We start from the raw sequence: 9508 nt of genomic DNA, 5'->3' as shown, positions 1-9508 counted from the left end.
CGCCCGGTTCCGCAATGCCTTCAAGGCGGGCAGCGACGTTGACGCCATCCCCGAAGATGTCGTTGTCGTCGACGATGATATCGCCAACGTGTATCCCGATGCGAAATTCGATCCGTTGATCCTGCGGCACGGTTCCATTCTGCTCGGCGATGCCGCGCTGGACTTCAAGTGCACCGCGTACCGCATCCACGGCACTCGCAAACTCGACCAGCATGCCGTCGCCTGTGGTCTTGACGATCCGTCCCCGATGCTTGGCGATGGTGAGGTCAACGAGGCCCTTCCTGACCGCCTTCAGCCGGGCCAGGGTGCCTTCCTCGTCGATGCCCATAAGTCGGCTGTAGCCAGCGACATCCGCCGCCAGCACCGCCGCCAATCGCCGTTCCACGCGTTCGCCCGTCAAAGGTGCCCCAATGGCCGTTCCACCTATCAAAGCACGGCGGGTTGTTCGTGGGATAGGGCCAATGTCCGCTTGGGGTCAAAAGCGGACCTCACGGTCCTGAAATGCGACTTCCGCTGTTCCCCCGAAAGCGGACATCGTCCGGCAAAGCGGCCATGTCCGAAAAGTGCCAATAGGCGACATCGCACGACGAAGTACGACGGGTCGCTACAACCCGTCCGCCGGAAACGCATCAAGCCTTCAATGCTGCGACCTCGACTTCGCCCATGTCGTTGTGATGAACAGCGCCCGTTAGTCCGTTATCCCATTTTATCCTCACGGCGGACCATGTATTTTCTACAACCGTACCTTGATCGGCTTCGCTGTGGCTCCAACAAACGCGAGTACCAACGACCAAACGCCTTGATTTCTCGCCAGTCATCTTGAGGCCCTTACTTTTCAATGGACGTCGCCTCCGTGGTGAGAGGTTGCTTCCACGGTTAGTTTTCCTCCTCCGAGTTTACGGATCATTTCAGGCCACACAAGGCAGCGCGCCACGTCGGTAATGCGCTTTCAGACGCCTAATCTCAGACATGCCCGGTTAGGTGCAGCCCCGATGCCCGACTGTGCTGAAGGCGTCTGCGGATTGAGCGAGAGTCCATTTCAAGTTCACCTATGAAAGCCTCCGCTTGCAGCGTCGGCAGCGTAATGTGATGGGCTTGTTTCGGCGCAACTGGTGAAATCCGACCCTTCCAACCAAGCCGCAACCAAGACATTTGAATTCAGCTTTCTCACCTATCTCGGGCTTGTCCGGGGCGCGTGCAGTACCAGGTCTAAATCTCCTAACCGGACCGGCGTAGGTCTCAATCAATTCTCGGAGTTGAGGATCCTGCGGCTTCACTACGGCTCCTTTTCGTGCCCGGCGGGGCCAGGTGGTTCCATCTGTCAATTGGTGTTGACGATTTGGGTTCATTCTCATTCCTAAGCGTGCTCGGCGGTGAGGCTAGAGCAAGACACACTTCGCCTGATGAGGGCGAAGGTGTCTTAGCGTGCCCGGCGGAGCCAGCTGTCGCTTCAACACTCTGGATCGACGAGCTCCTTTCGGTGGGCCGGGGTCAGCCGGTCGGCCCTCTCGCTGCTTCATCTGGCGGCGGGATATCGCAGCCGATCCATCAGCTCGCGAATCCGTGCGGCTCTCTTGAGGCCGCGTCCTGGTGGCGTACTGATGCCCTTCAGCGTTTGAACCGGTAGCCTGCACACCCTTGGCTAAGATCGCAGACCGGTGCCCTGTAGCGGGCTGGCTATGAGTAGAAACGGTACGGGCGGTTGCTCTGGCTACATTTTTCCTCCTGACAACCCGGCGTTCGGTTAGAACGAACGATTGTCAGAATCGCAGGAAATTCAGGGGAGGCACGGGGTCCGTTCAGGCGCATCGTCAGAATCGCACGCAGCGATTCCAATGGGTTGGTGCTGGTTCGAATCCAGTTGCCCCGACCAATACAATCAATAGTTTATCGAGATCATTGAGTGTCAAATCTTCCCAGAAATCAGAAGTGGGAGGATGGCTTACGGCAGCCTCCCAATGAAGACATTCTGCGCGAGCATCTCGGTACTCCGTGGATCTCATTGCGATGGCCTTGCGAGAAACAGCTGAACCGGGACACGAAGACCAATTGAGAGAGTGGTTTCGACGAATGAGCATCATCGAGGTGTTTTGGAGCCAGGCACTGCTACTTGTGGAGTTTTTTCATGGATCTGAAGGAAGCGAGACGACTTGCGCGGCAAGTCACTTCACGAAAACTCCCGTGACCTACGCCTTCGGCGACAAGGGCATCAAAACCATGATGAACGATCAGATCGCTCACATGAAAAGCGCCCGGCTCGCCGATCGGCGCCAGCGCACTGCTGACTCTGTGGCGCCAGCGGAAAGCTAAGGCGACCTTACTTGCGGCATTTCAGCAACAGCCCGACACAATCGGCCTTCTCCCTCGGATAGTGGGTATGAGGAGCCAGTGGTCGCCTTTAGGTTGGCAGCGAAAGCTGGGATTCCCGGTTCCAGCTAAGGTCTATTTGAGGCCAACATGCGAAATTCAAAGTTCATCGTTTCCATAGTCGGTTCCTTGAGCGTCATTATCGGCATCGGCGCGGCCTCCGCCGCTGACATGGCTCCGCAAATGTAGACCAAGGCCCCTGTCGTGGTGGACCCCGCTTACGACTGGTCTGGCTTTTATATTGGTGGGCATGTCGGCTATCTCTGGGGCAAAACCCGCGTCGTTGATGACGGCGTGTTGACGGAGTCCGGTGCGCCGACCGACGGCGTCGTAGGCGGCGTGCTGGCCGGCTACAACTGGCAAAAGGGACTCCTGGTTTACGGGCTCGAAGGCGATTTCGGAGCGGCTGACGCCCTTGGACATGGGATAGCAACGATAGCCACTCCGAATCTGTATCACTTAATGTGGACGTCCCACGTCGTTGGGAAGCTAGGTTACGCTTCGGGTTCGTGGCTTTTCTTTGTGACCGGTGGTCTTGGGGTGGCGGATCTGGACTTTATCGAGGGAACAACCACAAGCCGCATGCTCGGCATTTATACCGGCGTCTCGGTCGGTGCCGGCATCGAGCACGCGTTTAGCCGCAACCTTATCGGCAGGCTGCAATATATTTACGACGACTTCGGGAGCAAGAATTATACAGGGTTGGATGGCGGCATTTATCACATCAGCCTGACCACCCAAACCCTCAGAGCCGCGCTTTCCTGGAAGTGGTAGTTAGGTAATTGAGCATTCAAAGCCCCGGCATCGTCCGGGGCTTTTTTGTGTGTGCAAATCAAAACAGGCCAGTACCGATGACGCGGATCTGAGCCATCGGCGCCAGCGCACGGCAGGCCAGCGGGAGGTGGGTAGCGCAACGAAAGAGGTCGCCCTGAGACGGCCTCCAATCCGATGACGAAAGTGTGTAGCACCCTTGCCGGACCTTCAAAGGACCGCACTCGTTGAGAACCTCGATGACCCGGGGCGACCACGAACTGCGAGCCGGCCATGAGCGAAATTCCTCTTCATCTGCAAAGACGGTTCGAACAACGGTGGGCCGCTCGATTTGCGCTGCAGGTTCCATCGGCCACGCCGAAACACGATCCTGAAACGCCCCATCAAAAGTCGGTCGTACCCCGCAAAAAAGCGAAAGAAAAACCCGCACCTTGAGGAACGATCCGGGACTTAGACCCTTCGCTTGGCTCAATCGCCGATAACTTCATTGGAGAACCGCAGGCGGTGCACTGTGGACCCTGGGTTTGCGTGTCGAGCATGGGCGTTGCCCGTTATGGAGGGAAGAACGGACTCGGCGCGAACGTGGCTTCCGATGTTCGTATCGGTTCTTTGCTTTTAAAAACCGCGCTCAGGTCAGCACATGCGAGCGGTTTTCAGTTGCGTCCTCTTTCGTCTTGGCCTTGACAGCGCCACGCGTTTCGAAGTGCGGCCCGTGGTGGCCACAAAAAAGGCCCCGGTTTTCACCGGGGCCTTGATTTCAATCGCGGTCTTTTATGATGGTTTTGCTGCGCGCACCATCGTCGTCGTGATCCTTCTTGATGATCGTAGTGTGCTCTGACGGCTCATGCTCTTTGATCACCGTACGATCCCGATCACGATCCCGGTCCCGATCATGGCCTTCGCCCACCGTTACGCCTGCGCCAACCGGGCCGACCCGAACGCCGACTTCGTCTGCGAGCGCGGGGGTAGCAAGGGCGGCTACAGTAGCAAGTACTAAAACGTATTTCATTGATGTCTCCTCTCCTCAATTAAGGTGTGAAGGAAATTCGAGACCGCGCTAAAAGTTCCCGAAGTCGGAATCCGGGGAACGCTGCCGCTGCCCCGCAGGAACAGGACGGGTTGTTCCATTCGCGATCCGGCGTCTGGATACAGCAGGTCCGAAAATCAGCGGGAACAACTGAAAACCCCCAAACGTTTTCCAAACGCGGGAAAGCGATGAGGAGAGGATCATGCCGGTGCTATTGTTGTGGACCGTTCCTGCCGTGATCGGAAGAAGAGTCGATCAATCACCAATGACCTCGACGACGACCCCAATATCCACCGCCACCGAATAAGAGAACGAGAACAACGATAATCAGAATCAATTCCATGGGATTTCTCCGCTGACGGCGGTAGCTTTAAGCCACACGGAAGCATCAACGGCGTCTTCAACGTATTGTTCCCGATATCTGCATAACGCGGCGTGAGCAATTTCGCTCAGTCTGCTGAATCCAAGCCGCTGAATCCGTCGCTTGCCTTGCACAGCCGTAGATAATGTTATGCGATTACTTAGTTAGCGGAACATAAAACACATCGCGCCGTTCAGTGCGGATGATAATTCGTGGACTTTCATTGGCCATTGCGTTGTCATCGATTGCGATTTGCTCCGTTCACGCCGAGGAGGGCGTGGCCTCGTTTTACGGAAGCGAACAAACCGCGAGCGGTGAAGTGACCAGCCCTACAGGACTAACAGCCGCCCATCGTACGTTGCCGTTTGGCACGATGGTGTTGGTTACGAACGTCCACAATGGAAAGAGTGTCATCGTGCGGATTAATGATCGCGGGCCATTCAAACGTGACCGTATCATCGACATGAGCCTCGCTGCCGCGCGTGAACTCGATATGATCGATAGCGGTATAACGTTGGTATCCGTCGAGCGGCAATAGAACGATGCCATGAATGCCAGCGCAGACTGCACGGTTATCAAAGCCAGTTTGATGTCTGTTGGGGGATAAGCCTGCTTGGCTCAAAAGAGGGTTCAGGTCCGATGGGACATTGATCATGCAGAACGGAGGCGGCGCGGTTCGACTACGATGCGCCCTGCCGCTGGCGGAGCGCATCGTATCCGTCATTCCTGACTGGCGACGGGGCCGGTTTCCTTCTCCTCGACCTCATCGGCCTCAAGCTCGGACAGAATATCGACCAGCTCTCGAACGCGACCGGTCGCCAGCGGCTTGCCCGCGTTCATCAACGGCTCGTCATTGGCAAGCCAAGCCTGGGCTTCCGCCAGTTCGTCGATCGTCGCTCCGGTTCCGATGATCTGAGCGATGGTGACGTCGTCGCCGCCGGCGACCGCCTTGATGACGTCGTCTCGCGTAAGGAGTCTCATGGCTCACCTCCTGTTAGGCAAGCTCCCCGCCCGCCGAAAACGGTGGGCGGGGCCCGACGCCCACCGATCAGGACATCCTATGTCAAACGAGGAAATTGCCGGCTCGGTTCCCTCGCGGCTTGAGAGAATTTAACGAAACCCGAGGCGGGCAATAGCGGTGGCCTACCTGCTGCGCCCGCAGCGGAGCGCCGCTGAGGTCGCATTTTGTTTCGGAAAAGCGGGCGCTCAATGTCACCTGCGATTTGACGGACGTCTGCGCCCCGTCATTCGGCAGGCACAGTCGACCGCTGGCTTGCCTGTTCGGTCAGGTCGCCGCGGAAAACGAGCCAGCCAAACAGCAGCGTATCGGCGAGCACAATGAGCGAAGATACCGCGGCGATCGGATCGCCAATTGCGCGCCCTGAATGCACCAGCGCTACCCCGATCGTCAGGACGATCGTACCGGCAATCCAGATCCAAACCTGCAAGGAAGCCAACCGGCTGCGGTCAAGTGCCGGGTGCAAATGATAATAGACGCCAAAGAGAAAGAGCGAGACCCAGCCCAACAGATTAAGGTGGGCGTGGGCCGGCATGGTGGAATGATCCTCGCTGATCCCCATCACGATGCCCCAAAGCATGCCTGCGATCACCAGCAGCACGGCGGCGCGGAAGCATAAAACGGAAGCCTTCATTTTCGGTCCTTCCCACACAGTTTGATGAGTCGTCACCGTACCCAGCGGGAGGCGTGCGGGGCAAGTCGCAGCTTCAAGGAAAAACCGCCGGCTGGAACCGGCGGGTTCACAAACGCGGACCTGAGCCGGCATCTTCGTTAGCCTGCACCGCTTGCTCGCAACCGCCTCGATGCCGGACTCGCTGGTTTCTTGAACCAAGAACCCCTTATATGTTGCTCTCGTCGACGCGTTGGCCTGCGGTGGGAATGTCATGACATCCGAGCAACTGATCACAAGCGGCCGCCTGAAGGCTTTCATTGCCGAAGCGCTGATGAAGGCGGGCTTGCCGGGGCCGGACGCCGAGAGCGTTGCCGCGCTGATGACGGAAGCGGACCTGCAAGGATCGGACGGACACGGCGTCAGCCGGCTGCCGCAATATGTTCGTCGCATCAAGGCGGGCGGTTTCAATGTCCGGCCGAACATTCATGTGGTGCGCGAGCAGGCCGGCACCGCGCTGTTGAATGGCGACAACGGCATGGGCCATCTGGTGATGAAACGCGCGGCCGAAATCGCCATCGCAAAAGCGCGCACCACCGGCATCGCATGGGTCAGCTCGCAGTTCAGCAACCACGCCGGCCCCGCCTCGCTTTATGCGCGGATGCCGCTAGCGCATGACATGATCGGGCTCTATTTCGCCGTCGGCAATGCCAACCACCTGCCGCCCTGGGGCGGCCTCGACATGCTGCTTTCGACCAATCCGATTGCGGCGGCGATCCCGGCCGGCGAGGAAAACCCCATCGTCCTCGATATGGCCACGACGGTTGCGGCCTATGGCAAAGTGAAAACCAAGGCGCTGCGCGGCGAGACCATGCCGGAGGGCTGGATGATCGACCGCCAGGGCAGGCCTTTGACGGATCCCAAACGCGCCGATGAAGGCATGCTGCTGCCGCTCGGGGGCATGGAGGCCGGTTACAAAGGCTATGGCCTTGCGATGATCATTGGCCTGCTCGCGGGCACGCTTGGCGGTGCTGCGATGGGTAAGGACGTCATCGACTTTAATCACGACGACAGCAGCGTCACCAATACCGGACAGGCAATCGCGGCGATCGACATCGCCGCATTCGGCGATGTCGCCGTGTTCAAGGCCAGTGTCGACAGGCTGATCCGCGATTTTCGCGGCAGCAACCGCATGCCGGGCGTGGACCGGATCTTTGTTCCGGGCGAACACAGCGCCGCAACACGGCGGGCGCGAACCCGCGACGGAATCCCGATCGCTCCGGCATTGATGCGCGGCCTGGACCAGGTCGCCGATGAACTCCAGATCGCGAAGCTCGCATCATCGGTGGCTTAACCGGCGACCTCCGGCTTGCTGCCGCGCCCGAGCGCGAACAGGCCGACCGGGCCTTCGACGTGGAATTCGATCCCCGTCATCCGGGCAAACAGATCGATATTGGTGCTGCCGATGGCGCAGCCGCCGAGCCCCATCTCGGTCGCCATCAGATAGAGGGTCTGGAGCAGGACGCCGACGTCCTTCAGGATCAGCGAATAGGCGATCGAGCTGTACTTCCACGAAATACGGTCGAAGCGCGCCGCAATCGTGATCAGGATCTGGGGGGTGCCGGGTGCGTCCATGGCGAATTCGGCGGCCATCAACTGAGCATTGAGCTCGTGATCGCGCACCCCGATCGGCACCAGCGCGTGACGGTCGGCGTCGTAATGATAAAAGCCGCGCGCCAGCCCGTTGCAGTTGGCGACGGAGAGATAAAGCTCAAGTTCGTAGGCGCTGCCGCCGGACGGGTAGGGCCTCGTGGTGTAGGTAATCATCGGTCCGCCGCCGTCGAGCCTGCTTTTCCATCTCGACTGGATGCGCGCGGTATCTTCAAGAAACCGCGCAAGCTCGGCGAGCGTGATCGGCTGTCTATCGTCGAAGTCGCGCGTCGAATGACGTTCATGCAAGAGCTTGACGAATGGCGACAGGTCCTGCGAAGGCGCGGCCGATTTATCCAGATCGATTTTCTTGCCGGGCCAGCGCGGCCGCACCGCCGGGGGCGGCGGTATCATGCCGGCATACGGATAAAGCCCGCCCAGCGGATTGGCCTGCCGTCCCTCGGTACTGTGAGTGTGAAACAAAAGATCGTGAAAGTCCCATAGCACGAGGTTGTCGTCGCCCTCGGCGGCGCGCAAGTCATTGCCGGCGCCCGCCTCGATCCTGAAAAGGATTTGGCAATCCACCAGCAGGGCGAGCAGCTCTTTTCCGGGAAAGCCGTCCTGCCGCCGAAACTTCTTGATCTGTCGCGGCTTGGACAGCGTGGCCAGGGCGGCCGCGATCCCCGGATCGCAAATCCTGAACAACGCCGCGGCGCGCGGCGATTCCAGCACCATCTCGTTGCCGCGCCGCCTCAAATAAGCGAATCGCGACAGCACGATCGTCTCGGTGTTGGCAAGCTTGGGTGTCTGCGGCCAATAATCGGGGACCTGCGGTTCGATGACGACCAGGTCGTTACCGTCGCGCCCCGGGCCGAGGCTATATTCCACCAGACCGCGCCGGGCCAATCGCCGGACCAATGAATCGATTTCCTCGTCGGCGGTGCGGTCGAGCGGCAGGCCTGTGCGCAGCTCCTGTGCGCTCTTTGCCGTGACTGAACTGAATTTCCCGAGGCCGATCGAATGCTCCTCGAAGCAGGCGGCGATATTGCCGTCCGCTTGCGCTTCGAGCGCGATGCCGCCGCTCAGCCGGACCGAAAGGGCCGGTGGTGCGGTCCGCTGCCCTGTATTCTTTCCGGGAGCGCGCAAAACCGGCATGCCCCTTAGCTGTGAGGAAGGAATGGAGTGAGCTCGCTTTCCGGGATCGGCCGATCCCGCAATCCGAGCTTGACCGGAACATCGTAAAGCCGGCCCGGCCCAAAGCGGCGATAGAAATGCCGCAACCCGGGAACGATCACCCTGACGATCGGGACTTCGATGTCGGGCCGGGTCTGATTGAGGACGAGAAAATCGAGGCCCGCGCGCGTGGCGGTATCGACGCAGGCGTTGACCTGGTCGCGGGTGGTTTCGAGCAGGCCGGCCAGCGGGTCCGGATCGGGCCGCGTCATCGGAGCGCCGCTTGGCGTCAAAAACGGATAGTCCGCAAGGTGCAGCGGCGTGACGCCATCGAGACTGGGCTTCTCGCCGGTGCCGCCGTTCATCAGGCCGATCGACATGAACTGATTCAACTCGGTCAGCGTACGCAGCAGCGCAACGCGCTTGTCGAAATGCGCGCCGGAGCCGAACTCGATGTTCTCCTGTCCGTTCTGCATCCAGTGCAGGATCGCGACATAGGTGGGAATGCCGAGATCGCTGGTGACGTCGAGT

General features: G+C 59.4%; 11 protein-coding genes. 5 read left to right on the top strand and 6 right to left on the bottom strand.

From position 1 onward, the window contains the following. Positions 1-385: adenylate/guanylate cyclase domain-containing protein (locus tag E7813_RS21105; protein ID WP_291577164.1), on the bottom strand; the 385-nt coding region annotated here is incomplete at its 3' end. A 1685-nt stretch (positions 386-2070) separates the two neighbouring features. Between E7813_RS21105 and E7813_RS21100 the strand changes: the two genes are divergently transcribed. The 3 genes from E7813_RS21100 (at position 2071) to E7813_RS21090 (ending at position 3573) form a co-directional block, all read left to right on the top strand. Next, a complete protein-coding gene (locus tag E7813_RS21100) occupies positions 2071-2310 on the top strand; it encodes a hypothetical protein (protein ID WP_291577163.1) in 240 nt (79 codons plus the stop codon). A gap of 261 nt (positions 2311-2571) precedes the next feature. Continuing rightward, positions 2572-3141, top strand: a complete 570-nt coding sequence (locus tag E7813_RS21095) for an outer membrane beta-barrel protein (RefSeq protein ID WP_291577162.1) — start codon at positions 2572-2574, stop codon at positions 3139-3141. Positions 3142-3411: 270 nt separating this feature from the next. Beyond that, the gene (locus E7813_RS21090) at positions 3412-3573 is read left to right on the top strand and encodes a hypothetical protein (RefSeq protein ID WP_291577160.1); all 162 of its coding nucleotides are present in this window, start codon (positions 3412-3414) and stop codon (positions 3571-3573) included. Positions 3574-3895: 322 nt separating this feature from the next. On the opposite strand, the gene E7813_RS21085 is transcribed toward E7813_RS21090, so the two are convergent. Next, positions 3896-4147, bottom strand: coding sequence for a hypothetical protein (locus E7813_RS21085; protein ID WP_291577158.1), 252 nt, complete (start codon positions 4145-4147; stop codon positions 3896-3898). A 602-nt stretch (positions 4148-4749) separates the two neighbouring features. On the opposite strand from E7813_RS21085, the gene E7813_RS21080 reads away from it, so the two are divergent. Next, positions 4750-5064 carry a septal ring lytic transglycosylase RlpA family protein gene (locus E7813_RS21080; RefSeq protein ID WP_291577155.1) on the top strand — a complete coding sequence of 105 codons (315 nt, stop codon included), beginning with the start codon at positions 4750-4752 and terminating at the stop codon, positions 5062-5064. A 182-nt stretch (positions 5065-5246) separates the two neighbouring features. On the opposite strand, the gene E7813_RS21075 is transcribed toward E7813_RS21080, so the two are convergent. After that, the gene (locus E7813_RS21075; protein ID WP_291577153.1) at positions 5247-5507 is read right to left on the bottom strand and encodes a hypothetical protein; all 261 of its coding nucleotides are present in this window, start codon (positions 5505-5507) and stop codon (positions 5247-5249) included. A gap of 263 nt (positions 5508-5770) precedes the next feature. Beyond that, positions 5771-6310, bottom strand: a complete 540-nt coding sequence (locus E7813_RS21070) for a cbb3-type cytochrome c oxidase subunit I (RefSeq protein WP_291577152.1) — start codon at positions 6308-6310, stop codon at positions 5771-5773. 118 nt (positions 6311-6428) lie between these two features. Between E7813_RS21070 and E7813_RS21065 the strand changes: the two genes are divergently transcribed. Next, the gene (locus tag E7813_RS21065; protein WP_291577151.1) at positions 6429-7508 is read left to right on the top strand and encodes an Ldh family oxidoreductase; all 1080 of its coding nucleotides are present in this window, start codon (positions 6429-6431) and stop codon (positions 7506-7508) included. Here the strand turns inward: E7813_RS21065 and E7813_RS21060 are convergent. Together E7813_RS21060 and E7813_RS21055 are read right to left on the bottom strand one after the other, a co-directional pair. After that, entirely contained in the window at positions 7505-8959 is a 1455-nt protein-coding gene (locus tag E7813_RS21060; protein ID WP_291577149.1) for a SagB family peptide dehydrogenase, read from the bottom strand. The genes E7813_RS21065 and E7813_RS21060 overlap by 4 nt on opposite strands. A gap of 5 nt (positions 8960-8964) precedes the next feature. Further along, positions 8965-9508 (bottom strand): YcaO-like family protein (locus E7813_RS21055; protein ID WP_291577147.1); only part of this gene is annotated, 544 nt, incomplete at its 5' end.

This window comes from Bradyrhizobium sp., from assembly GCF_004799405.1.
GTDB lineage: Bacteria > Pseudomonadota > Alphaproteobacteria > Rhizobiales > Xanthobacteraceae > Bradyrhizobium.
The sequence above is the reverse complement of the archived record's forward strand: the minus strand, read 5'-3'. Positions and strand labels throughout refer to the sequence as shown.